This window comes from Bradyrhizobium embrapense, assembly GCF_001189235.2.
Classification (GTDB): domain Bacteria; phylum Pseudomonadota; class Alphaproteobacteria; order Rhizobiales; family Xanthobacteraceae; genus Bradyrhizobium; species Bradyrhizobium embrapense.
The window spans coordinates 914930-938612 of record NZ_LFIP02000001.1 but is presented as its reverse complement, the minus strand read 5'-3'; the positions used below and the strand labels follow the sequence as shown (position 1 = coordinate 938612).

Genomic DNA, 23683 nt, shown 5'->3' with positions numbered 1-23683 from the left:
TCTGGGGCGAGCAGGCAAGGCAGGCGGCTGGTGAAGAATTCGCTGCGTACACCGTATGACGGCATCGTGATGGCGGCTCCCGTCACGATCCCCTATGCGCGCTATTCCATCGAGAGCGCGCAATGGTGGATCGGCCGCGCGCTGAGCGCGCTGGTCGCGCGGGCCGGCATCAAGGCCTCCGACATCGACGGCCTGTGCGTCTCGAGCTTCACCATGGGGACCGACAGCGGGATCGGCCTGACGCAGCATTTCGGGCTGTGCGTCAGATGGCTGGATACCGTCCCGCTCGGCGGCGCCAGCGCCATCGCGGCATTGCGGAAGGCGGCGCGCGCCGTGCAGGCACACGATGCCGACATCGTGGCATGCGTTGCCGGCGATACCAACCACGTCGATTCCTTCCGCCTGACGCTCGAGAACTTCTCGCGCTTCAATCAGGACGCGGTCTACCCTTACGGAGCGGGTGGCGCCAATGCGAGCTTCGCGCTGATCGCGCGCAACTATATGCGGACTTATGGCGTCACGCGCGAGGACGTCGGCAGGATCGCGGTCGCCCAGCGTGCCAACGCGCTGCGCAACCCGCATGCGCTGATGAAGACGCCGCTGACGCTCGAGCAATATCTGGCGGCTCGTCCCATTTCCGACCCCATCCATCTGTTCGATTGCGTCATGCCATGCGCCGGTGCCGAGGCTTTCCTTGTGATGCGGGACGAGACCGCGGCATCGCTTGGCTTGCCGGCGGCGCGATTGCTGTCGACGATCGAGCGGCACAACGCCTTCGCCGATGATCCAATGCAGGTGCGTGGCGGCTGGGCGATGGATGTCGACGAACTCTATGCGATGGCCGGCGTGACGCCCGATGATCTCGATATCGTCCAGACCTATGATGACTATCCCGTCATCACGATGATGCAGTTCGAGGATCTCGGCTTCTGCAACAAGGGCGAGGGCGCGGCCTTCGTGCGTCAGCACGATCTGACGGTTGACGGCGACTTCCCGCACAACACTTCGGGCGGCCAGCTCTCGGCCGGGCAGGCCGGCGCCGCCGGCGCCTATCTCGGGCTGGTCGAAGGATTGAGGCAAGTTCTCGGAGAAGCCGGTCCCACCCAGGTGAAGGATGCAAAGCTCGGTCTGGCTTCGGGCTTCGGCATGATCAACTACGACCGCGGCCTCGCCTCGGGCGCCGTGATCTTTGCGGGGCCCGCGCGATGATCGATCCGATTGAACCGCCCCGGCGCAAGAACCCGCTGCTGCGGACGCGTCTTCCGGCGTCACCGCCGCGCGCGCGCAGCAGGACATCGCACGGATTCACGCGCGCTGCCGCCGAAGGTCGCTTCATGCTGCAGCGCTGCGAGGCGTGCGGCGCCTTCGCCTATCCGGCGCGCGAGGCGTGCCCGGCCTGTCTCTCAGGCAGTCTCGCCTTCGTCGATGCACCGCGCCGCGGCGCGCTATTGGCCGAAACCACGGCGCGCGTGCCGAGCGACGTCTATTTCCGCGAGCGGGCGCCCTGGCGCATCGGCCTCGTCAAGTTGGACTGCGGCCCGACGATGGTGGCGCACCTGCATGCCGACTGCGTCGAGGGCGCGCCGGTCGTCATGTCGTTTCAGCTCGACAAGAGCGGTCAGGCGGTGGCCTTTGCCCGCCCCGAGGGGGAGACTCCCAACATGGCAGACGACAGGCAGTGGCGGGAAATGACGGCCGATCCGAAATTCCGGCGGGTGCTCGTGACCAACGGCCGCAGTCTGATCGGCCAGGAGGCCGTGGCGGCGCTGAAGGCCGCCGGCGCGAAGACGGTGTTCGTCGGCGTCGCTGAACCGTGGCGGCCATTTGCCGGCGAGCAGTGGCTGCGCGGACAGCAAGGGGTCGAGGTCGTGACGCTCGATGCGTCCGACGAAAAGTCGGTGACCGATCTTGCGGCCGACATCGGCGGCAAGGTCGATATCCTCGTCAACACGACGGAATATGTGCGGGCCGGCGGCGTGCTCGACCGTAGGGGCACGAGTGTCGCGCGGGATGAGATCGACCAGGCCTACCTCGGCTTCATCAACCTCGCGCAGGCCTTCGGTCCCGCGATGCGGATGCGGGGTGCGGATGGCGTCAACAGCAGCGCCGCCTGGGTCAATATCCTGTCGGTTCATGCGCTGGCGAACTGGCCCGCATTCGGCGCCTATTCGGCATCGCAGGCCGCCTGCCTGTCGCTGTCGCATTGTTTGCGCGCGGAACTGCGGCCCGGTGGCGTCAAGGTGCTGAACCTGTTCACGGGGCCGGTCGACAACGAGTGGTTCCAGACCGTGCCGCCGCCCAAGGTCGCGCCGCGCGCCGTTGCGCAGGCGGTCGTCTCCGGGCTCCGCGGCGGTCTTGAGGAGATGTATGTCGGAGACGTCGCCGAAGAAATCAGGCAGCGTCTTGCCGCCAATCCGAAAGCGCTCGAGCGCGAGCTCGACAAATAGGATCAGGATTTCAACCAAGCGGGAGGACGTGACGATGCCAAGCAACAATCTCCTGGAGCTCGCAAGTGCGGTCTCGTCGGGCGCGGTGCGCGTCGTCGATCTGACCTTCACGCTCAGCCCGGATTTTCCGGTCATCGTGCTGCCGCCGGAGTTCGGCCAGGCTGCTCCCGTGCGGATTCAGGAGATTTCGCGCTACGACGGTCGGGGTCCAGCCTGGTACTGGAATAACGTGTCCTTCGGCGAGCACACCGGCACGCATTTCGACGCGCCCATTCACTGGTTCACCGGCAAGGACCTGCCGAACAATTCCGTCGACACGATGCCTGCCAAGGACATGATCGCGCCGGCGTGCGTGATCGACTGCTCGGCCGGCGCAGCGCAGGACCCGGATTTCCTGCTGACCGTTCCGCTCGTCGAAGCCTGGGAGGCGAAGAACGGACGGATTCCGGAGCGGAACTGGGTTCTGCTGCGCACGGACTGGTCGAAGAAGGGCTGGCGCGACTACGCCAACCTCAGGGATGACGGCGCGCACACGCCTGGCCCGAACGCGGCCGTCATGAAATGGCTGGTGGAGGAACGCGGCATCATCGGCTTCGGCACCGAGACGATCGGCACCGACGCGGGGCAAGCCGGTCATTTCGAGCCGCCTTATCCGGCGCATCACTTCCTGCATGGTGCCGGCCGCTATGGCCTGCAATGTCTCTGCAATCTCGATCAGCTTCCCGCTACCGGTGCGGTCATCGTGGCTTCGCCCTTGAAGATCCAGAACGGTTCCGGCAGCCCGCTGCGCGTGATCGCGCTGGTTTCGGCGAACTGAAGCGAGCCATGGCGCTTGCCCGACAGAAGAAACGCAAATCAAGAAGGACAGGTGCCATGATCTCGCTGAAGACCCTGCTGGCTTCCGCCGCGCTGCTCGTCGCCGCACCGCAGGTCGGGCGGGCGGACATCCTCGTCGGGTTTGTCACCGGCCTCAGCGGGGCGGTGTCGTCGATCGGGCTTCCGAACGCAAAGGGACTGGCGGCGGGCGAGGCCTATGTCGGTGAAGTCGGCGGTGAGAAGCTGCGCGTCATCCAACTCGACGACGCTTCCGATCCGACGGCATCGGCGCGCAATGCGCGCAAGCTCGTCGAGCAGGAGAAGGTGGACATTCTGATCGGCACGTCCGGCGCGCCGCAGACATTGGCGATGGCGACGGCCGCGATCGAAATGAAGACTCCGATGATCGCGGTGTCGCCGATCGCGGCGGTGCCGCCCGGCGATGGCGGGCCCTGGGTCGTGCAGACGCCGCAACCGACGCCACTGCTCGTTCAGGGCATCGTCGATCACATGAAGGCGCGAGGGTTGAAGACCGTGGCGTTCATCGGCTTCTCGGACGCGTTCGGTGATCTCATGTACGACTCGCTGTCGCAAAGCGCCAAGGCGGCCGACATCAAGGTGATCGCCAACGAGCGATATGCGAGGTCGGATTCATCGGTGACCGCCCAGGTGCTGCGCGCATTGGCGGCGCGCCCCGATGCCATCATGCTCGGCGGCACGGGAACGCCGGGCGCATTGCCGGTGATCGCCCTGTCCGAGCGTGGCTACAAGGGGCCGCTCTACGGCAACCACGGGCTGATCAGCGCCGATTTCCTGCGGCTCGCCGGCAAGGCCGCCAACGGAATCATCTGCCCGACCGGGCCGGTGACCGCGGCCGAGCAGCTTCCGGCCAGCAACCCGATCCAGAAGGTTGCGTTGGATTTCCGCGCCGCCTTCGAGAGGGCCAATGGCGAGGCGCCGACCGACTCGTTTTCATCCTATTCCTTCGATGGTTGGCTGGTGCTCGCCGATGCGGCCAAGCGCGCGATGGCGACCGGCGCGAAGCCGGGCACGCCGGAATTCCGCACCGCGTTGCGTGAGGCGCTGTTCACGACCAAGGAGTTGGCCGGCACGCAGGGCGTCTATACCTACACGCCGGCGGACCGGCACGGCGTCGATGCGCGCGCGCGGATCCTGGTTCAGATCGAGGACGGGAAGTACAAGCTGCTGCCCTAATTGAGCGGCGAAATGGCGCTGGAGTGCGACGTGCGCGCAGACAGCGGCAAGACGACGGAGCAGGGTGTGCGATGTTGCCGTCAGCTCACGGCTTCTGCATCGCGTCCCTGACGGCGCCCTTGAGCTCGTCGAGCTCGCCGGTCAATCCATCGAGCCGGTCGGCCGGGAATCCCGCCAGCAGCTCGACCAGCCATGAGCCGTGGCTCTTGGCCATGCGCCTGAAGGTTTTGCGGCCCTCCACGGTCATGCAAACGATCTGCACGCGCCGATCCAATGTGGAGGGCGTGCGGGTGATGTAGCCGTCCTCGACCAGGCGATCGACGATGGGTGTGAGATTTCCGGCAGAGACCATCAGGCGCTTCGGCAGTTCTCCGAGCACCAATCCGCTCGGCTCGCGGTCAAGCTGGGCCAAAACATCGAAGCGCGGCATCGTGAAATCGAATTCCTCGCGGAACCGGCGCCGCAGCTCGCCCTCGATCAGGGTCGTGCAGGCAAGCAGCCGAAGCCAAAGCCGTGTCTGAGCCCGGTACTCGGCCTCCTGATCGACCCCGTTCTTGGGCGAAACAGGCGGGGACTCCTTCGCGACTGCCAAATCAGATCTCCTGCGGCATCTGGCCTCGCTGAAGGCGGCGACTTCGATGTTGCCATCAAGATAGTTCGTGCCAAAAGTAAATACAAGGCTCGTTCAAGGCAGATCGAACTCGCTCGCCGATGTACGGAATTTTTCGAACGCAGCGCGCGGAAAAGCGCTCTCCGCGGCTTTCCAACGGGCGCCTCGGCGATCCCTCAACCGATAGCAATACTTTATACTTAAAATAAATGCGACGGTGCGGACTTGCAAGGGGACCAGCGTACGCTCGCGTCGGCTGCGCTTGAGTCCAAGAGGGGCTTGGTCCGGTGGGCCAAGAGCTGGCTTTATGCTACGCCCATCCTACATGCTTCGGAAGCCGCTCTGCACCCGCGCATCGTCGCGCGCTGCAAGTGGACTTTTCTGTCGGACAGCTCCCCCGTGGTTTGGAGTGGCTGGGGGTTTGAGACCTCTTATGCCGTGCTCAGCCGCTGGGCTCGCTGACTAGGACCGAGCTGCGCGAATTTGCTGCACGGTGGTCTGGACTTTCGCGGGGGCTGACTCGTAGCAAATTCGTAGCAACGTCTGTATGAAAATCAGACCAGCCAAGAACGGGCTGACGAAGGTCAAGGATCAAGATCCCAGGGTCGGTGTCGCCTATCATCTGCTCGATCAAGACGAGATCTAAGTGACTGATAATAAATGGAAATTTTCCGTAGCGCCGATGATGGATTGGACTGATCGGCAGTGCCGGGTCTTCCATCGCCTGATGTCGCAGCGGGCGCGGCTTTATACGGAGATGCTGACCACGGGCGCGGTGATCCACGGCGACCGGGCGCGGCTGCTCGGCTTCGATACCAGCGAGCATCCGGTGGCGCTGCAGCTCGGCGGTTCCGATCCGCACGATCTCGCGACCGCCGCGCGGATCGGCGAGGATTTCGGCTATGACGAGATCAATCTCAATGTCGGCTGTCCGTCCGATCGGGTGAAGGACGGCCGGTTCGGCGCCTGCCTGATGGCGGAGCCCGCGCTGGTCGCCGAGGGCGTTGCGGCGATGAAGCGCGCGGTGACGATTCCCGTGACGGTAAAGTGCCGGATCGGCATCGACGACCAGGATCCGGAAACAGCGCTCGATACCCTGGCGCGCGGCGTGATCGCCGCCGGCGCGGATGCGCTCGTCGTGCATGCGCGCAAGGCCTGGCTCAACGGATTGTCGCCGAAGGAGAACCGCGACATCCCGCCGCTCGACTACGATCGCGTCTATCGCCTCAAGGCGGCGCTGCCGGATGTGCCCATCATCATCAACGGCGGCATCACGAGTATCGCCGAAGCGAAGCAGCATCTGGCGCATGTCGATGGCGTGATGCTGGGGCGGGCGGCCTATCAGGAGCCGTGGCGGCTGCTGTCGGTCGATTCCGAACTGTTCGGTGAAACGCCGCCGCACGCCACCATCAAGGACGTGTTCGCGGCGATGCTGCCCTATATCGAGCGGCAACTGGCCGAGGGCACGCGGCTGCATTCGATCACGCGCCATTTCGTCGGCGCCTTCCACGGCGTCCCCGGCGCGCGTGCCTTCCGCAGGCACCTCGCGGAGAACGGCGTACGGCCGGGCGCCGGGATCGACGTGCTGCGCGATGCGATCGCACGCGTTGACGATCGCCCGCCTGCGGCGGTCGCGGCCTGACGGCAGGTTACTGCTTGCGCTGCCGCCGCGTGACGTCGTGTGCGATCTTCAGGAAGTTGAAGAGGTGTGGCATCCGGTTGTCGCGCCGGTAGTTCAGCGACAGCGCGGTGCCGGGATTGTGCCCCTCATAGGCGCGGTAGGCGACGCCGGGACGTTCCGCCTGCGAGACGGATTGCGGCACCAGCGCGATGCCGACGCCCACCGACACCAGGCTGATCGCGGTCTGGTAGTCCTGCGCCAGCACCTGCGATTTCGGAATGAAGCCCTCTTCAAGGCAGATATTGAGGATGTGGTCGGCGAAGCTCGGACGCGGCTTGCGCGGATAGAGAACGAACGTCTCGGCCTTGAGCGCCGCCAGCCGCGTGACCTGCTGTTCGAGCAGCGGCGAGGTGTCTGATAGCGCGAGGATCAACGGCTCCTGCAGCAGCGGCTCCGACTTCAACTCCTCGTCGTCGAGCGAAGGGCGGGCGACCGCGATATCGATCTCGCGCTGGATCACCGCGCGCTTCTGCTCGGCGTTATTCATCGCCGACAGCGCCAGCTCCACATCCGGATAGGCCGAGCGAAACGCCTTGATCACGTTGGGCAGCACGCCATAGGTCGCCGATCCGACGAAGGCGACGCGCAGGTGCCCCGAAAAGCCTTCCCCGATCCGCTTGATCTCGCGGTGCGTGCGGTCAAGCCGCTCCAGCACGTCGCGCGCTCGCTCCAGCAGGACGCTGCCGGCCTGGGTCAGCCGGATCTGGCTCCGGCTGCGGTCGATGAGCACGACGCCGAGATCGCTCTCCAGCTGCGCAATCTGCCGACTGAGCGGCGGCTGGGCGATCGCAAGCCGCGACGCGGCACGGCCGAAATGCAATTCCTCGGCGACGGCGACGAAGTAGACCAGCCGCCTCAGATCCATCACGTCGTCGCGATCGGTCACGGTCAGCCGGACATTTGTCCGCGCGCTTCCGCGGAAGCTGCGGGAAAGGCCTGCCGGGTTTGATATCGCGTGGTCATCGGCGCACGATCGAGACGGTGGTTCCGACGCGAAGACTGGGCGGGCATCCCTTGATTGTCAATTCTCCGCCTGGCCGACGCCATCTCGCTAATCCTTGCGGGCGAAGGCGCGGATCTTGTCCTCGTCGACCTCGATGCCGAGGCCGGGGCCATCAGGCACGCAGATCTCGAACGCGTCGAACCTGATCGGGTTGACGACGAGATCCTCCACCAGGATCCGCGGGCCGAAATGCTCGCTGCCCCATTCGAGTTTGGGCAGGGTAGCGAATGCGGCGAGATGCGCGGCGGCGCCGATGCTACTCTCCAGCAGGCAGCCGCCGTAGAGCTCGAGGCCGTGCGCGCTGGCCACCGCGGCGGCGCGCTTCATCTCGAACAGGCCGCCGCTCTTCACGAGCTTCAGCGAATAGACGCTGCCGCAACCCATCGTGGCGACGCGGGCGATTTCCTCCTTGGTGAAGGCCGCTTCGTCGACAAGCAACGGGATGGAGGTGCGCGCCGCGACACGCGCCATGGCTTCCAGCTGCAGCGCCGACACCGGCTGCTCGACCAGCGCGACTTCCAGCTCCTCCAGCGCGGGCAGGAAGCGGATGCATTCGGCTTCGGTCCAACCCTGGTTGACATCGACGATCAGGCGCACCTCGTCGCCGAGGCCGGCGCGCAGCGTCTGCAACCGCTTCAGATCGGCCTGCGGGCGATTGAAGCCGAACTTGATCTTGAACTGGCGATGTTCGCGGCGCAGCAGTTTCTCTTTCGCTTCCTCCAGCTCCTGGCCGCTGTCGCCCGAGGCCAGCGCCCAGATCACCTCCATGCGCTGGCGAACCGCGCCGCCGAGCAGGGCGCTGGCGGGTAGGCCGAGCGTCTTGCCGGCGGCGTCGAGCAGGGCGGATTCGATCGCGCCCTTGGCCGCGAAATTGCGGGTGGCGGCCTTGCTCATGCGCAAGCCATTGGTCTCGAAAGCGAGGGCAGGTTGCCCGAGCAGCGCCGGCGCCAGATAGTTCGTGACCGCAGCCTTGATCGATTCCACGCTCTCCTCGGCCCAGCGCGGCCCGCCGAGCGTCGAGGCTTCGCCGATACCCGTCACGCCGTTGTCGAGCAGCACACGCACCAGCACGTAGCCCTGATGCGTGACTTCCGTGTTCGAGAGCTTGTGCCGCCGGCGGGTCGGCGCTTCCACGATGGTGGCGCGGATACTGCGGATCGCAGTGTCTTGCACGACACTCCGCACTTGCCCCACGGGCTTGGCGATTTCGATCACGGCACGACTCATAGGTCCTCGCAGGTCAGTTGAGAATGAACCCTGCCAGGCTTTCCGGGCCCGGCAGGGCGTTGTGCGTATCACTCGGCCGCGACGAGGCGCTCGACCGCTGCCTTCTTGAGCTTGAAGTCGAAATCGAGAACGAGATCGGTGTCGGCGCCGGCGGGGGCCTTGGCGAACTTTCCGATCAGGCTCTGCTTCACGGCGAACACCGAGTCGTTGTCGAGATACTTGGTCTCGGAATCGTAGATCTGCGAGATCAGCGACTGATAGCCGTCCTTCGAGAGCATGAAGTGGATGTGGCCGGGACGCCAGGGATGGTGCCCCATGTACTTCAGGAGCTCGCCACCGGCGCCGTCATAGGGGATCGGGTAGGGCTCGGGACGCAGCGCCACGAAGGCGTATTCGCCGTTGGCATCGGTGGTGAACCGTCCGCGCAGATTATAGGCCGGCTGCTCCGGGTCTTGCAGGTCGTAGAGCCCGTTCGGCGCGTCTTCCCAGACGTCGATGGTGACGCCTTCGATCGGCCGGCCCGCGGTGTCGCTGATGCGCCCTGAGACCTTGACGGTCTGCGCGTTGTCGAACGTCTTCTTGATGATGGAGGCGCCCTTTGGGAGCGCCGGCGGGTTCTCCCGGTAGAATGGTCCGAGCACGGTGGACTCGCTTTCACCGTCGGTAACCTTGTGGTCCAGCATGTCGACCAGCACCTCGACGCCGAGGATGTCGGCGATCAGGATGAACTCGTTGCGCTTCTCGTCCGAGATGTCGCCGGCGCGGCGCAGGAATTCGCACGCGGCGAACCACTCGGCGAAGGTCAGGTCGACCTCCTTGCAGAATGCGTGCATGTGGCGGATCAGGCTCGTCATGATCTGGCGGTTGCGATCCGGAATGTCGTTCGCGAGCGCGGCGATCACGTGGTCGGTGATGGTGTCCTTGTTGACGTTCAGCATGGTCGTTTCCTCCTTTTCTTGCAGTTTGGATCAAACTTGCATCCCCGTTTTCGGGAATATCGGCTGGTGGTTTCACCAGACAAATTCGTAAGCGGCATTCTCCAGCATCGCGGGCGCCGGGTGCGGATCGGCAAGGCCGCCGAAACGGCCGCGGCAGAACAGCAGCGGCTTCTTGCCGGGCTGCAGCGCCGTCTCGCGGACACGGCCGAGGAAGATGGTGTGGTCGCCGGCGACGATTTCGTCTGCAAGATCGGTCACGAAGTAAGCCGCAGCGTTGGCGATGACGGGCAGCTCGTTGCGGCGCTCGAAGACGTCGCAGAGATCGAGCTTCGGCTTGCCCGCAAAATGCCAGGCCAGATCCTCCATGCCCTCGGCGAGCACGCTGACCGCAAACCTGCCGGTGTTCTGGATGTTGCAGAGCATCTTCGCGCTTTTCGCGATCGAGATCGCGACCAGCGGCGGATCGAGCGAGACCGACATGAAGGCATTGGCCGTCATGCCGTGGTCGCGCCCCTCGCAATGCGTGGTGATGATGGTGACGCCGGTGCCGAATTGGCCGCAGGCATTGCGCAGCTCGCGCGGATCGATCGTGGTCATGGGCCGATCACCTCGAGTTGGGGCAGGCCGGATCTATCGGCAGGCGATGCGGCCACGATATCTCTCCAATCTTCCAGCGCTGCCGCGGCGGCGCTAAGGCCGGACCGCCGAAGCAAGCGGATCCGGCTGCTGGAGACAACCTCTCCATTGCCGCAGCGCACCGGCGGCAGGATGCGCGTGTCGAAGTGCTGCCGCAGCAACTGCGCGGTGCCGCCCTTGCAGGACCCGAAGCGGAAATCCTCGCCGACGATCACTTCGTGCGGTCGCAAGCGCCGCAACTCGGCGAGGAACTCGGCCGCGTTGCGCCGAACGTAGATCTGGTTGAAATCGGCGACCACGATGTGATGCGGTGCGAATGTTGCCATGCGATCGAGCTTTTCGCGCAGCGAGATTAGCGCCTCGGCCTTTCCGAAATACACCTTTGGCGGCGGATCGAAGGTGTAGACCACGGCCGGCACGCTGCGGCGGCGCGCTGCCGCAATGGTCTGCCGCAGCAATTCCTGGTGGCCGCGGTGGACGCCGTCGAACGCACCGATCGTCACGACGCTGGCCGTGAGGGCCAATTCCCCATCGCGATGGAAAGCGACAGTGGTGCTGTCAAAATCCTTGGCTAGGCCTCTGCCCATGGTTCGCTCCGGTTTCGCTCCCTTGCCGTGCAGCGTCGGCTGCGGCGTTGCATCGGCCTGACGATCATTGCCGTCCGGTCCGTGCCGCCTCAGTCATAGCCCGTGCCGGGGCGGTCCGCGCGGTATGGTGTGATACCTTTCGCCCGCGCAGGCTGAGCGCGTAGCTTTTCCTCCGATGTCACGCCGACCAAGAGCGTGACGGGATGGTCCGGGCCGGTGTGGCAACGCCCGCCGGTCCAACGACACAAGCGGAGGAGAAACCCATGTCTACAGCAGCTGCCCTGCGGGCCGACACGCCAGCATCAACCACCAGCGTCTACACCGGCGCGGAATTCCTGGACAGCATCCAGGATGGCCGAGAGATCTACATCTACGGCGAGCGCGTCAAGAACGTCACCCAGCATCCCGCCTTCCGCAACTCGGCACGGATGGTGGCGCGCTGGTACGACCGCTTTCACGAGAAGAAGGACCAGATCGGCGTCCTGACCGACACCGGCTCGGGTCAGCTGACCCATCCGTTTTTCCTGGGCTCGCGCACGGCCGATGACCTGATCAAGGGCCGCGACGCAATCGCCGAACTGCAGAAGGTCGCGTACGGCTGGATGGGCCGCTCGCCGGACTACAAGGCGGCGTTCCTCGGAACCTTGGGCGCGAATTCGGGCTTCTATGGCGAATACGCCGGCAACGCGAAGAAATGGTATGCCCGGACCCAGGAGCGGCTCGACTTCTGGAATCACGCCATCGTCAATCCTCCGATCGATCGAGACCGCGCGATCGAGGACGTGCGCGATGTCTTCATGCATGTCGAGAAGGAGACCGACGCCGGCCTGATCGTCTCGGGCGCGAAGGTGGTTGCGACCGGCTCGGCGCTGACGCACTACAATTTCATCGCCCACTACGGCATCCCGATCAAGGACAAGTCGTTCGCGCTGATCTTCACGGCGCCGATGGACGCCAAGGGCGTCAAGCTGATCGCCCGCTCGTCCTATGAATTCACCGCGGCCGCGACCGGCTCGCCGTTCGACTATCCGCTGTCCAGCCGCTTCGATGAGAACGATTCCATCCTCGTGTTCGACAAGGTGCTGGTGCCCTGGGAGAACGTCTTCATCTATGGCGACGTCGACAAGATCAACCAGTTCTTCCCGGCGTCGGGCTTCATCCCGCGCTTCACGCTGCATGGCGTGACGCGGCTCGCCGTCAAGCTCGACTTCATCGCCGGCCTGTTCTCGATGGCGGTGGAGGCGACCGGATCGAAGGATTTTCGCGGCGTGCAGACGGCAGTGGGCGAGGTGATCGCCTGGCGCAATCTGTTCCACGGCATCTCGGATGCGATGGTGAAGTCGCCGATCCCCTGGCAGGGCACCGAGGGCTACAATCTGCCGAACCTGAACTACGGGTTGGCCTATCGCGTGTTCGCCCCGATGGCCTATCCGCGGATCAAGGAACTGATCGAGCGCCATGTCGCGAGCGGTCTGATCTACCTGCCGTCGAGCTCGGCCGACCTCGAGAGCGAGGCGATCCGGCCGTATCTCGACCGCTTCGTGCGCGGCTCCAACGGCTATGCCGCGATCGACCGGATCAAGCTGCTCAAGCTGCTCTGGGACGCGGTCGGCTCGGAGTTCGGCGGCCGGCACGAACTCTACGAGCGCAACTACGCGGGCAATTACGAGAACCTGCGCGTCGAAACGCTGATGGCCGCGGGCGCGACCGGCGACCTCGGCGCCATGCAGGATTTCGTGCGCAACTGCATGAGCGACTACGACGTCTCCGGTTGGACGGCGAAGGACCTCGTCAACCCCGACGATATCAACTTGGTCAGCCGCGGCCTGGTGCAAGGCTGACCACACGTCTGGCGATCTGCTAGACAGAGCATTGGAGCCGCCGCGATCGTGCGGCGGCTCCATTCCGTTTTCGCGCTACCGCTTCATCGCTTGCAGAGAGAGTTGATCATCATGCTGTTTCACGTCGAAATGGACGTGCGGATCCCGCACGATCTCCCGGCCGAAAAGGTCGATGCGCTGAAGGCGGCCGAACGCGCCCGTGCCATGGAGCTGCAGCGCACGGGGGCCTGGCGCCATCTGTGGCGAGTGGCCGGACGCTACGCCAATATCAGCATCTTCGACGTGTCTGGCGCGCAGGAATTGCACGATATCCTGTCGAGCCTGCCGCTGTTTCCGTTCATGGAGATAAAGGTCACGCCGCTATGCCGACACCCGTCGTCGATCCACGACGACGATCGCTAGTCGACGACCGTGCGCGGGCGACGGTGACGGGCCGAGGTGTTGATGCTGCCGGTGACGTCGGGATATCCGGTCAGGCTCAGCGTATCGGAACGAACTCCCCAGCTTTCGAGCCGGTCGAGGAAGCTCATGCCGAGCAGGTTGGTCTTCATCTGCCCGCGTTGCACCACCAGCGCAGGCACCGATTTCTCTACGAGCTTGCCGACCGCGAGGCGATCGAGCGTCAGCCGCGCTGCCTTGGTGTGACCGCCGGCGGTCTCCAGGTCGACATTGTATTCGAGCATGTCGGTCGGCAGCCCGATCGCCTTGGCGGTTTCCCAGGTCAGCACCACCGAGGTCGCGCCGGTGTCGATCACCATCGGCGCGCTGACGCCGTTGATCTTGGCCCGGAACGCGAACTCGCCGCCCTGGCTGCGCACAATCTGCACCGCGGGAGCGGGCGCCGCGGCCGGTGTGGCGATGCTGCGGCCGAATATCTGGGTCAGGTTCTGCCTGGCGAGCGCGATCTGATCGGGATCGCCATAGGCGACGACGGCGCCGGCCGTTGCCATCAAGAGCAGGATGACAAGGAGGATGCGGGTCACGGTGTGGCTCCGGTCGCGGCGGAGTTCACGCGCGCTTCGGACGCGGCTCCATGCGCTCGAGCCCGGCCTCGTTCATCCGCGCCGGCAGCGTCGCCATGACCGACAGCCGCTCCGCGCGGTCCATCTTGTGCCAGCGCGCGATCTCCGGGAGCGTGCGACCACAGCCGAAGCAGAGCTTCGTCCTGGGGTCGATCATGCAGACTGCGATACACGGCGTTTCTGAGCTCATTCTTCGACTGTTGAACCGTTTCACTCGCCAGTGCAAGCCGGTCGAATCCGGATGCACCATCACGCCCGGGCTTTTTGTCGCGAGTGTGGTCCCGGCGCGAACGCCCGGCGTCTATTGGCAACGAAAACCGCGTCACGCTTGTCCGCGACATGCTCTACAATCCGGTGCCGGCACTCATGATCGACCTGCGGCGCACCCGTTTCCGGTCGGCGCCCATCGCGGGCTCGGCGGGCTCCGGCTGCATCGGCGGCGCGTCTTCCGTCATCGGCGCCAGCGCGCTCATCACCCGCTCCGGCGGCAAGGTCACGATCACCTCGGTGCCGATGCGCAGCTTCGATTTCAGCGTGAAGGTGCCGCCATGCATGTCGATCAGGCTTTTCGCGATCGGCAGTCCAAGGCCCGCACCCTGTTCCGCCGACTTGATCGAGTTGGAGCCCTGGCCGAACGAGGCCAGCACGACCGGGATCTCGTCCTCGGCGATGCCGCTTCCGGTGTCCTTGACGCTCAGATATTGCCCGCCCGACGCGGTCCAGCCGACCTTCAGCCAGATCTCGCCGCCCTGCGGGGTGAACTTGATCGAGTTGGAGAGCAGGTTGAGCACGACCTGGCGGATGGCGCGCTCGTCGCCCCAGATCCGGGGCATGCCGTGCTCGAACACCTCGTGGATGGTGATACCGCGGCTGGAGGCGCGCAGTTTAAGGAGATGGTGGCAGTCGGCGACGACATGCACCAGCGCCACGGCCTCTTCGTTCAGCTCGTAGCGGCCGGCCTCGATGCGCGACAGATCGAGGATCTCGTTGATGAGGTTGAGCAGGTGCACGCCGGAATTATGGATGTCGGCAGAATATTCCTTGTAGACCGGCACCGCGTGCGCGCCGAAGATCTCGCTCTTCATCACCTCGGAGAAGCCGAGGATGGCGTTGAGCGGCGTGCGCAGTTCGTGGCTCATCTGGGCCAGGAAGCGCGACTTGGCGACGTTGGCGGACTCGGCACGGTGTCGCGCCTCGTCGGAGATCGCCTTGGCCTGTTCCAGTTCGCCGATCAGCGCGTCCTTTTCGGCGCGGGCTTCCAGCGTCGCCAGCGTGGTCGAATGCAGCCGGTGCGCCAGCAGCGCGAAATAGCCCTCGGCGGCCAGCGCCAGAAGCGCCAGCACGTAATTGTCGAACGCGCCGTTGAGCACGAGGTCGAGCGCGATCCCGACCGTCACCGGAACGGTCGCCGCGAGGGCTGCGATCGGCAGGCTCGCCGCCAGCATGCTGGAGACCGCGATCACCAGCAGCATCAGGAACATCATCAGCGTGTTGGAGGAGAGGTCGCGACCGGCGGGGTGGATCAGGATCGCGGTCCAGCACAGGCCGTACAGCAGGTCGAGCAGCACGAAGCGGGTTCGCCATTTGCGGGTCACCGCGACCGAGGTGGGCTCGGCGAGGAAGCGGGAGCAGCTGCGGATGATGGCGAGATGGACGACGAGGATGCCGACCGTCCAGGCGCCGGCCAAGATCGGCTTCATCCAGAGGCCAAACAGGACGCCGGTTGCCACCACGAGCAGCATCACGACGTAGGATGCCGAGATCCGGGTCTGGGCATATTGCCGGAGCAGTTCGGCGTCGAACGCCGGGCGGGTTCCACTGGTCGACGTTAACCGATCCCGCGCCTCGCGCACCCGCTGCGCGGCGACGCGCCGGCTGTTCACCGGCGCCGCCACCTGAGGTCCTGCCGGAAGCGCTACAACTTCAGGCTTTTCTGCGGGATTACTCATAAACAACACAAATCCTGCCAGCGAACCGCGCGGGCCTTTTGCATTGTCTATCTGTGACGCCAAATCATTAAGCGATGACTTAAAGAGCTAAGGAAAAGCGTAAACGGGGAGTTAAATTAACTTTTGGCCCGGGGGCTGCGCCGTCGCGCAAATGACCTCACCATCGCACCAGAAGCAGTCTCGCGGCAGCCCCAGGATCGCGAGCGGAACCGCACCGAGTGGCATGCCGCGCAGATATACGGTGCGCTCGAGATCGGGCTTTCCGACCGGCGCGCAGCCGATCGCGAGATGATGGCGGTAACGTCGGCAACCTAATTGCCTTAGGGAATTGCGGTGACGGTGGCCACCGCAATTCCGGTTTGGCCACGCGCGCGCGATCCTTCGCTACGGCGAGCCGGTGCAATTTCAATCGCGGGTGAGGAGTTTCGGGCGCAATGACCGCTGAAGAGCCATCAGATGCAAGGCGAGGAAGGCTCCAGCATTTCGGAATAATGGAAGTGTGCCCCTGAGTTGCCCGACGTGTCAAGTCGTCAAATCGAATGCCGGCGGCCGGTCGGCTACTGTGCATGGGGTTGTTTTCGATATTTTGGCAGCGCGCACCTCCAGAGGGCGAATTCTCCTTCGCGTGAGGACGCTGCATGGATGGTGACCCGCCGGCGCGGGTCACCATCGCCGTATTCGGGCGCGCGTCAGCGCTGCAGCCGCGCCAGCAGGCTCGACGTATCCCAGCGCTTGCCGCCCATCTTCTCGACCTCGGCATAGAACTGGTCGACCAGCGCGGTGGCGGGCAGGGTGGCGCCGTTGCGGCGGGCTTCGGCGAGCGCGATCGAGAGGTCCTTGCGCATCCATTCGACCGCGAAGCCGAAATCGTACTTGCCCTCGTTCATGGTCTTGTAGCGGTTCTCCATCTGCCAAGACTGCGCGGCGCCCTTGGAGATGGTCTCGATCACGGCGGTGACGTCGAGGCCGCTCTTCTTGGCGAAGTGGATGCCTTCCGAGAGGCCCTGAACCAGGCCGGCGATGCAGATCTGGTTGACCATCTTGGTGAGCTGGCCGGCGCCCGCCGGTCCGAGCAATTTGCACATCCGCGCATAGGCGCTGGTGATAACAGGCTCGGCGCCCGCATAGGCGGCTTCGCTGCCGCCGCACATCACCGTCAGCACGCCGTTCTCGGCGCCGGCCTGGCCGCCGGACACTGGCGCGTCGACGAACTTGAAGCCGGCCTTGGTCGCGGCGGCATCGAGCTCGCGGGCGACCTCGGCGGAGGCGGTGGTGTGATCGACGAAGGTCGCGCCCTTCTTCATGCCGGCGAAGGCGCCGTCGGGACCGATCGTGACCGCGCGCAGGTCGTTGTCGTTGCCGACGCAGCACATCACGAAATCCTGGCCTTCGGCCGCGGCCTTCGGCGTTGGCGCCGTCTTGCCGCCGAACTTGTCGGCCCATTCCTTCGCCTTCGCCGCGGTCCGGTTGTAAACGGTGACCTCATGGCCGCCCTTTTTCACGAGGTGTCCCGCCATCGGGAAGCCCATTACGCCGAGACCGAGGAAAGCGACTTTAGCCATGTCTGTTACCTTGTGATTTGCCGTGGTGATCGCCCCTTGGGACCGCCGGAAAACGTCGCGGCGGGCAGGGCATTTTCGTCCATGGAAGGGAGCCGCACCATACCCCCTGCGCAGCGGAGGGCAACGGCTTCGTTGGATGGCAGACCCCGGTTTTGTGCTAGGATCGGGCTACCTAAGAACTTCACAAAAAAGGGAGTGTCTCGCATGGGCATGAGCGTCGGTGTGCTCGATCATTTCAATATCCGGACCCGCAATCTCGCCGCCACGGTGCGGTTCTATGAGGACATTCTGGGCCTGGAAAAGGGCGCGCGACCGAACTTCGCGTTCCCCGGTGCGTGGATGTACAGCGAGGGCAAGGCGGTCGTGCATCTGGTCGATATATCCGCGACCGACGAGGCACAAAAGCCGGACTCGGGCGTCGTCCATCACGTCGCCTTTGCCAGCCAGGGCTTTGACGGGATGCGGCAGCGGCTGCAGTCCAAGGGCATGGAATTCGACTCGCGCCAGGTTCCCGGCGGCGATCTCTGGCAGATCTTCGTCAACGACCCCAACGGGGTCATGATCGAGCTGAACTACGAGGCCGCCAAGGAAGGCGGCGCGGCAGCGCCGGCCGAGCGGCGGGACGACGTCGGAGCGAGGTAGCCTTTTGCGCTGCAACGCTCTATGTGAGGTCTCCTGGGCGCGATCCGGAAAGTGTGAAGCGGGTTTTCCGACGCGCCCCGCTTGAAAAGCCAGGAGATGCGCGGTGAGCGTGACGCAGCAACAGGTTCTTGATTGTCTTGCCAAGGTGATGTCGCCGCGCGGCACTGCCCTGACCAACGCCAATGTGCTGTCGGCGATCACGGTCACCGACGGCAAGGTGTTTTTTTCGATCAATGTCGACGCTGCGGAAGCCCGCGCCTGGGAGAGCGTGCGCGCGCAGGCCGAGAACGCCGTGCGCGCCATTCCCGGCGTCAGCGTCGCGATGATCGCGCTGACCGCGGAACGCAAGGCGGGCGGCGCGGCGCCGGCGCCGCGACCGGCCGGCGGCGTCCAGCCTGCGTCCGCGCACCGTCATCCGCACCCGCCCGGTGCGCAATCGCCGATGGCGCGCCAGGCCGAGATCCCCGGCGTCTCCGCCGTCATTGCGGTTGCCTCCGGCAAGGGCGGGGTCGGCAAGTCGACCACGGCGCTCAACCTCGCGCTCGGCCTGCGCGACATCGGCCTGCGCGTCGGGCTGCTCGATGCCGACATCTACGGCCCGTCGGTGCCGCGGTTGACCGGCATCCACGAGAAGCCGCAGCTCAACGACGACAAGAAGATGGTCCCGCTGCAGCGCTTCGGCCTGTCGATCATGTCGATCGGCTTCCTCGTCGAGGAGGACACCGCGATGATCTGGCGCGGGCCGATGGTGATGTCGGCAATCACCCAGATGCTGCGCGACGTCGCTTGGGGCACGCTCGACGTGCTGGTCGTCGACATGCCGCCCGGCACCGGCGATGCCCAGCTCACGCTGGCGCAGAACGTCCCGCTCAAGGGCGCCGTCATCATCTCGACGCCGCAGGACCTCTCGCTGATCGATGCGCGGCGGGGACTGGCGATGTTCAAGAAGGTCAATGTGCCGGTGCTCGGGATTGTCGAGAACATGAGCTATTTCCAGTGCCCGCATTGCGGCACGCGCTCGGACATCTTCGGCCATGGCGGCGCCCGCCACGAGGCCGAGAAGCTCGGGGTGCCGTTCCTCGGCGAGATTCCCCTGCATATCGCGATCCGCACCGCCTCCGATGCCGGCAACCCGGTGGTCGAGAGCGAACCGGACGGCCCGCATGCTGCGATCTACCGCGCGATCGGCAGCAAGGTCCGCGAGCAGCTGCAAGGCGTCATCGCCGCCGCCTGAGCCCCGTTGTCCCGGTGAGCCGATCGGCCTCAAAGGCCCGGATCCGGGCGGCCTTCTTCACAGGCCTGATGCCCTTGGGCGATTGCTGAATCGCGTCCGCCCTGTATGTTTGTCCAGTACTGGCCGAATCGTACCACCGTTCCGTCGATTGAAGGCGGGCACGGGCAGCCGAAATGCGGGAAGGGGCCGTGAGGCGACCGGCGACATGGCAGCACGCGACGGAAACAAGGAACGCCGCAAGCATCTGACGCGGGAGAAGCGCGAAGAGGCTTCCCGGATGGCGTTCAACCTTGCGAAGAAATCCGACTCGATCGGCGAGGCCGCCATCGCGATCGCCAAGACGTTCGGCGTCAGCAAGACCACCGCGCAAAGCTGGATCCGGCGCGGGCGGCATTTGGCTGACAAGGCCAAGAAGGCGCGGGAGACGGCGCGGCGCTGATGGCCGCTGCAGCGCGGCGGTTGGGCGCCGGCCGGGCGGCTGCACGCGGCGATTTACCGCGCGATGGACGGCAAGCCCGCGAGCCGTCGTCGCAGCAGCCTGAGCCTGCATTTTCCGGCCTATTCCCGCATCATCAGACTTTCGTTTAATTGGTGCGGTCATGCCATTGTCGCGTTTCCGTGAAGCCGTCTTCCGTGTTAAAGGGCCGATCGAGAGCGCCTCGGCGGGCCTTTTTGCAAGTGTTCTGCTTGCAGACCTCCCGCCGGAGAACTGCTTACGGTCACTGGGAAACGCCCCTCAAGGAGAAGCCTTACGATGAAGCGTCGTGATTTTTTGAAAGTGTCTGCGGCCGGTGCTGCCGCGACGGCGGTTGCCGCGCCGGCGATCGCGCAGTCCTCGCCTGAAATCAAGTGGCGCCTGACCTCGAGCTTCCCGAAGTCGCTGGACACCATCTATGGCGGTGCCGACCAGGTGGCGAAGTATGTCGCCGAAATGACCGACAACAAGTTCCAGATCCAGGTGTTCGCGGCGGGTGAGATCGTCCCCGGACTGCAGGCGCTGGACGCGACCTCCAACGGCACGGTCGAGATGTGCCACACCGTCTCGTACTACTATGTCGGCAAGGACCCGACCTTTGCGATCTACGCGTCGGTGCCATTCGGCCTCAACGCCCGCATGCAGAACTCCTGGTGGTATCAGGGCGGCGGCGAGGCGCTGGGCAACGAGTTCTTCAAGAAGTTCGGCGTGATCGGCTTCCCCTGCGGCAACACCGGCACCCAGATGGGCGGCTGGTTCCGCAAGGAGATCAAGACGGTCGCCGATCTCTCCGGCCTCAAATTCCGGATCGGCGGCATCGCCGGCCAGGTGCTGCAGAAGGTCGGCGTGGTGCCGCAGCAGCTCGCCGGCGGCGACATCTACCCGGCGCTGGAAAAGGGCACCATCGACGCCGCCGAGTGGGTCGGCCCCTATGACGACGAGAAGCTCGGCTTCCAGAAGGTCGCCAAATACTATTACTACCCGGGCTTCTGGGAAGGCGGCCCGACCGTGCACGCCTACTGCAACCTGGAAAAGTGGAACGCGCTGCCGAAGAACTACCAGGCGATCCTGAGCAACGCGACCGCCAACGCCAACACCTGGATGGCCGCGCGCTACGACATGCAGAACCCCGCGGCGCTGAAGCGGCTGGTTGCCGGCGGCACGCAGCTGCGTCCGTTCACCAACGAAGTGCTCGAGGCCTGCCTCAAGGCGACCAACGAGCTGTGGGGTGAAATCTCGGCCAAGAATGCCGACTTCAAGAAGTCGATCGACGCCATGCAGGCGTACCGTTCCGACCAATATCTGTGGTGGCAGGTTGCCGAATACACCTTCGACAGCTTCATGATCCGCTCGCGTACCCGCGGCTGATCCCGCTTCGAGCGTTCGCGAGCAGAGAACGCGCCAGAAGCTTCGACTTAAGTAGCCCGGCCCCCGCAAGGAGGCCGGGTTTTTTGCGTCTGGAATTCGCCGAGGGGATGTTCCATGCTCGCGTCCGAAGCCTCGGCACGAAGGCGGTCGCGTGATCGGTCACCGGTCATGGCGGCAAAGAAACGTAGCGCGACAATGCAAAGCAGTCGACGCTCGGACAACACAATCACACAGGGCAGGATTCAAAAAATGAAGCGCAGGGATTTCATCAAGGTCACGGGACTAGGCGTCGCCGGTGCCGCGACCGTCGCCGCGCCGGCGATCGCGCAGTCGATGCCGGAGCTGAAATGGCGTCTGACCACGAGCTGGCCGAAAACGCTCGACACGCTGCACGGCGGCGCCGAGCTGATGGCGAAGGCGGTCGGCGAAGCCACCGACAACAAATTCCAGATCCAGACCTTTGCCGCCGGCGAGATCGTGCCCGGCCTCCAGGTGCTCGACGCGGTGCAGAATGGCACGGTCGAGATGGGGCACACCGCGCCGTATTATTACTTCGGCAAGGACCCGACCTTCACCTTCGGCTCCTCGGTGCCGTTCGGGCCAAACATGCGGTTGAACCAGGCCTGGTACATTCTCGGCGGCGGCAAGGAGCTCCTGAACGACTTCTACAAAAGCTACAACGTTACCTCGCTGCTGGCCGGCAACACCGGTTGCCAGATGGGCGGCTGGTTCCGCAAGGAGATCAACAGCGTCGACGATCTCAACGGCTTGAAATTCCGCATCGGCGGCTTTGCCGGGCGCGTGATGCAGAAGCTCGGCTGCGTGCCGCAGCAGCTTGCTGGCGGCGACATCTATCCGGCGCTCGAGAAGGGCACGATCGACGCCGCGGAATGGGTCGGCCCCTACGACGACGAGAAGCTCGGCTTGTACAAGGTCGCGCCGAACTACTATTTCCCCGGCTGGTGGGAAGGCGGCCCGATGCTGGTGGCGATGATCAATCTCGACAAGTGGAACGCGCTGCCGAAATATTATCGCAACGTGCTCGAACAGGCCGGCCATCTCGCCAACAACTGGATGATGGCGCGTTACGATCAGGCCAATCCGCTTGCGTTGAAGAAGCTGCTCGCCAGCGGCACCAAGCTGCGTCCGTTCCCGGCCCCCGTGATGGAAGCCTCGTTCAAGGCGGCCAAGGAGCTGCACGCCGAGGTGGCGGCGACCAACGCCAACTTCAAGAAGGTCTATGACTCGCTGACGTCGTTCTCCAACAACGGCTATCAGTGGTTCCAGGTCGCCGAAGTCGGCTACGACAATTTCATGGCACGCCACTCTCAGGCCTGACACCGCTAACCTTGAGCGCAAGCAAAAACCCCGGGGCGAAGCTCTGGGGTTTTTCGTGCGCAACTGGCGAGGGCCTGGGCAGATGAGTAGTTTTTGGCCAGATTCGTGCTAACGTTGTTCAGGAGCGTGAATCAGGGCGCCAAATGCGTTTCCTCGGTCTTATCCTGCGAACGTTGTTTCTGACCCTCGTAGTGGTCATCACCGCTCGCGTCGCAAGCCCGCAAAACGAAACCATTTGGTCGGCTTACGACACACCGTCCGATTTGTTTCGCATCATCCTCGGCGCCGCGGTCTGCCTCTTCGTCGCGGTCCAGATCTTCAGGTATTCCAGAGATCCCGCTGATATGCGCAGGTGGGTCGTTATCGGCGGCGCCGCGGTGCCGTTGGCGCTGCTCTGCGCGGTCGTCATCTGGTAGGCGCCTTCGCCGATCGCGTAGGCTCGGCGATCATCGCGCAAGCTTCGTCGATCAAAACGGAAACGGCAATGACCGTACCGGCACACGGCTTTCGAAGCCCATCCCGGTGGCCGGTCCGGTCCGGTAGTGGCCGTTATAATGCCCTCCGCTCGGGCAGTAATTCGGATCCTGTCGCCCCCGATCGTCGATCTTCCGGCGATAGCTTCGCTGCTGATAGCGCGTCTGCCAGCAATTGCAGTTCTGGTCACACGCGAGCCGTACCTGAACGATGCTTGCGGGGCCCCGTGGCGACAGCCGCGTGACCTGAACGGGCGCTGCGCGGGCAACCGACGCAATCATGGCACCGGCTGTGGCGATGAGAAGCAGGCGCGTTGTATTTTTCATATGGGTCTCATCGAACCGATCAGCGTGAATCCCGGAAGCCAATTCAATTGCGAAGCCCGCCGTTATTTCCTTGGCGATGGCTTGGGCGGCGAGGCCGGAGGCGTCGGTACGGCACCTTGCGTCGTGCGGACCACCGGGTTCTTCTGCTCGGTGGGTCCGCCGAGATTGCCTGACTTTTTCGGACCGCCGATCGCGCTTTGTGCGGCCGCGGATCCCGCAGAGAGTGCAAGCAGAATTGCCGCCAGGGTGAGCATGTTCTTCATTCGTCGGTTCCTCCAGTCGAAAGCCTCGT

General features: G+C 64.6%; 25 protein-coding genes. 13 read left to right on the top strand and 12 right to left on the bottom strand.

Annotation, left to right across the window (positions count from 1 at the left end; translation table 11 throughout):
- Positions 1–30: 30 nt before the first annotated feature.
- Genes AKN83_RS04735 through AKN83_RS04720 form a run of 4 tightly spaced genes read left to right on the top strand, consistent with a single transcriptional unit; the run spans position 31 to position 4478 of the window.
- Positions 31–1209, top strand: a complete 1179-nt coding sequence (locus tag AKN83_RS04735) for a thiolase family protein (RefSeq protein WP_083991922.1) — start codon at positions 31–33, stop codon at positions 1207–1209.
- Complete coding sequence (locus tag AKN83_RS04730) at positions 1206–2447, top strand: SDR family NAD(P)-dependent oxidoreductase (RefSeq protein ID WP_083991921.1); 1242 nt, start codon at positions 1206–1208, stop codon at positions 2445–2447. The genes AKN83_RS04735 and AKN83_RS04730 overlap by 4 nt, the downstream gene beginning before the upstream one ends.
- A gap of 34 nt (positions 2448–2481) precedes the next feature.
- Positions 2482–3264: a cyclase family protein gene (locus AKN83_RS04725; RefSeq protein ID WP_050400300.1), complete on the top strand. Its 783-nt coding sequence runs from the start codon at positions 2482–2484 to the stop codon at positions 3262–3264.
- A 56-nt stretch (positions 3265–3320) separates the two neighbouring features.
- A complete protein-coding gene (locus tag AKN83_RS04720) occupies positions 3321–4478 on the top strand; it encodes an ABC transporter substrate-binding protein (protein ID WP_050400253.1) in 1158 nt (385 codons plus the stop codon).
- A gap of 85 nt (positions 4479–4563) precedes the next feature.
- Here AKN83_RS04720 and AKN83_RS04715 read toward each other — a convergent pair whose 3' ends face one another.
- Complete coding sequence (locus tag AKN83_RS04715; RefSeq protein WP_050400255.1) at positions 4564–5070, bottom strand: MarR family winged helix-turn-helix transcriptional regulator; 507 nt, start codon at positions 5068–5070, stop codon at positions 4564–4566.
- 664 nt (positions 5071–5734) lie between these two features.
- Here AKN83_RS04715 and dusA point away from each other — a divergent pair.
- Positions 5735–6730 carry a tRNA dihydrouridine(20/20a) synthase DusA gene (gene dusA / locus AKN83_RS04710; RefSeq protein WP_157113205.1) on the top strand — a complete coding sequence of 332 codons (996 nt, stop codon included), beginning with the start codon at positions 5735–5737 and terminating at the stop codon, positions 6728–6730.
- 7 nt (positions 6731–6737) lie between these two features.
- Here dusA and AKN83_RS04705 read toward each other — a convergent pair whose 3' ends face one another.
- The 5 genes from AKN83_RS04705 to AKN83_RS04685 form a co-directional block, all read right to left on the bottom strand.
- Positions 6738–7655 carry a LysR family transcriptional regulator gene (locus AKN83_RS04705; protein WP_244521883.1) on the bottom strand — a complete coding sequence of 306 codons (918 nt, stop codon included), beginning with the start codon at positions 7653–7655 and terminating at the stop codon, positions 6738–6740.
- A gap of 165 nt (positions 7656–7820) precedes the next feature.
- Entirely contained in the window at positions 7821–8945 is a 1125-nt protein-coding gene (locus tag AKN83_RS04700) for a muconate/chloromuconate family cycloisomerase (protein WP_244521882.1), read from the bottom strand.
- 122 nt (positions 8946–9067) lie between these two features.
- The gene (locus tag AKN83_RS04695; protein WP_050400260.1) at positions 9068–9937 is read right to left on the bottom strand and encodes an intradiol ring-cleavage dioxygenase; all 870 of its coding nucleotides are present in this window, start codon (positions 9935–9937) and stop codon (positions 9068–9070) included.
- A 72-nt stretch (positions 9938–10009) separates the two neighbouring features.
- Positions 10010–10534: a flavin reductase family protein gene (locus tag AKN83_RS04690; RefSeq protein WP_050400261.1), complete on the bottom strand. Its 525-nt coding sequence runs from the start codon at positions 10532–10534 to the stop codon at positions 10010–10012.
- Positions 10531–11160 (bottom strand): FAD synthetase, encoded by a 630-nt coding sequence (locus AKN83_RS04685; RefSeq protein ID WP_244521881.1) that lies wholly within the window; start codon positions 11158–11160, stop codon positions 10531–10533. The genes AKN83_RS04690 and AKN83_RS04685 overlap by 4 nt, the downstream gene beginning before the upstream one ends.
- 263 nt (positions 11161–11423) lie before the next feature.
- On the opposite strand from AKN83_RS04685, the gene AKN83_RS04680 reads away from it, so the two are divergent.
- Positions 11424–13001 (top strand): 4-hydroxyphenylacetate 3-hydroxylase N-terminal domain-containing protein, encoded by a 1578-nt coding sequence (locus AKN83_RS04680; protein ID WP_050400262.1) that lies wholly within the window; start codon positions 11424–11426, stop codon positions 12999–13001.
- 111 nt (positions 13002–13112) lie between these two features.
- Entirely contained in the window at positions 13113–13403 is a 291-nt protein-coding gene (gene catC, locus AKN83_RS04675) for a muconolactone Delta-isomerase (RefSeq protein ID WP_050400303.1), read from the top strand.
- Here the strand turns inward: catC and AKN83_RS04670 are convergent.
- From AKN83_RS04670 to AKN83_RS04650, 4 genes are all read right to left on the bottom strand, one after another.
- Entirely contained in the window at positions 13400–13984 is a 585-nt protein-coding gene (locus AKN83_RS04670) for a TIGR02281 family clan AA aspartic protease (RefSeq protein ID WP_050400263.1), read from the bottom strand. The genes catC and AKN83_RS04670 overlap by 4 nt on opposite strands.
- A gap of 25 nt (positions 13985–14009) precedes the next feature.
- A complete protein-coding gene (locus AKN83_RS04665; protein ID WP_050400264.1) occupies positions 14010–14213 on the bottom strand; it encodes a DUF1289 domain-containing protein in 204 nt (67 codons plus the stop codon).
- Positions 14214–14367: 154 nt separating this feature from the next.
- Positions 14368–15972: a sensor histidine kinase gene (locus AKN83_RS04660; RefSeq protein WP_050400265.1), complete on the bottom strand. Its 1605-nt coding sequence runs from the start codon at positions 15970–15972 to the stop codon at positions 14368–14370.
- A gap of 689 nt (positions 15973–16661) precedes the next feature.
- On the bottom strand, positions 16662–17534 hold the full coding sequence (locus tag AKN83_RS04650; protein ID WP_050400267.1) for an NAD(P)-dependent oxidoreductase: 873 nt from the start codon (positions 17532–17534) through the stop codon (positions 16662–16664).
- A gap of 204 nt (positions 17535–17738) precedes the next feature.
- Here AKN83_RS04650 and AKN83_RS04645 point away from each other — a divergent pair, with 204 nt between their 5' ends.
- From AKN83_RS04645 to AKN83_RS04620, 6 genes are all read left to right on the top strand, one after another.
- Complete coding sequence (locus AKN83_RS04645) at positions 17739–18176, top strand: VOC family protein (protein ID WP_050400268.1); 438 nt, start codon at positions 17739–17741, stop codon at positions 18174–18176.
- A 103-nt stretch (positions 18177–18279) separates the two neighbouring features.
- Positions 18280–19410, top strand: coding sequence for an Mrp/NBP35 family ATP-binding protein (locus tag AKN83_RS04640; RefSeq protein ID WP_050400269.1), 1131 nt, complete (start codon positions 18280–18282; stop codon positions 19408–19410).
- Between the two features lie 205 nt (positions 19411–19615).
- On the top strand, positions 19616–19849 hold the full coding sequence (locus AKN83_RS04635; protein ID WP_050400270.1) for a hypothetical protein: 234 nt from the start codon (positions 19616–19618) through the stop codon (positions 19847–19849).
- Between the two features lie 315 nt (positions 19850–20164).
- Positions 20165–21253 carry a TRAP transporter substrate-binding protein gene (locus AKN83_RS04630; protein ID WP_050400271.1) on the top strand — a complete coding sequence of 363 codons (1089 nt, stop codon included), beginning with the start codon at positions 20165–20167 and terminating at the stop codon, positions 21251–21253.
- Positions 21254–21502: 249 nt separating this feature from the next.
- Positions 21503–22591: a TRAP transporter substrate-binding protein gene (locus AKN83_RS04625; RefSeq protein WP_050400272.1), complete on the top strand. Its 1089-nt coding sequence runs from the start codon at positions 21503–21505 to the stop codon at positions 22589–22591.
- A 143-nt stretch (positions 22592–22734) separates the two neighbouring features.
- The gene (locus AKN83_RS04620) at positions 22735–23007 is read left to right on the top strand and encodes a hypothetical protein (protein ID WP_050400273.1); all 273 of its coding nucleotides are present in this window, start codon (positions 22735–22737) and stop codon (positions 23005–23007) included.
- A 51-nt stretch (positions 23008–23058) separates the two neighbouring features.
- On the opposite strand, the gene AKN83_RS39450 is transcribed toward AKN83_RS04620, so the two are convergent.
- Both AKN83_RS39450 and AKN83_RS04615 read right to left on the bottom strand, forming a co-directional pair.
- On the bottom strand, positions 23059–23391 hold the full coding sequence (locus tag AKN83_RS39450) for a hypothetical protein (protein ID WP_157113204.1): 333 nt from the start codon (positions 23389–23391) through the stop codon (positions 23059–23061).
- A gap of 62 nt (positions 23392–23453) precedes the next feature.
- A complete protein-coding gene (locus tag AKN83_RS04615) occupies positions 23454–23654 on the bottom strand; it encodes a hypothetical protein (RefSeq protein WP_050400274.1) in 201 nt (66 codons plus the stop codon).
- Positions 23655–23683: the final 29 nt, after the last annotated feature.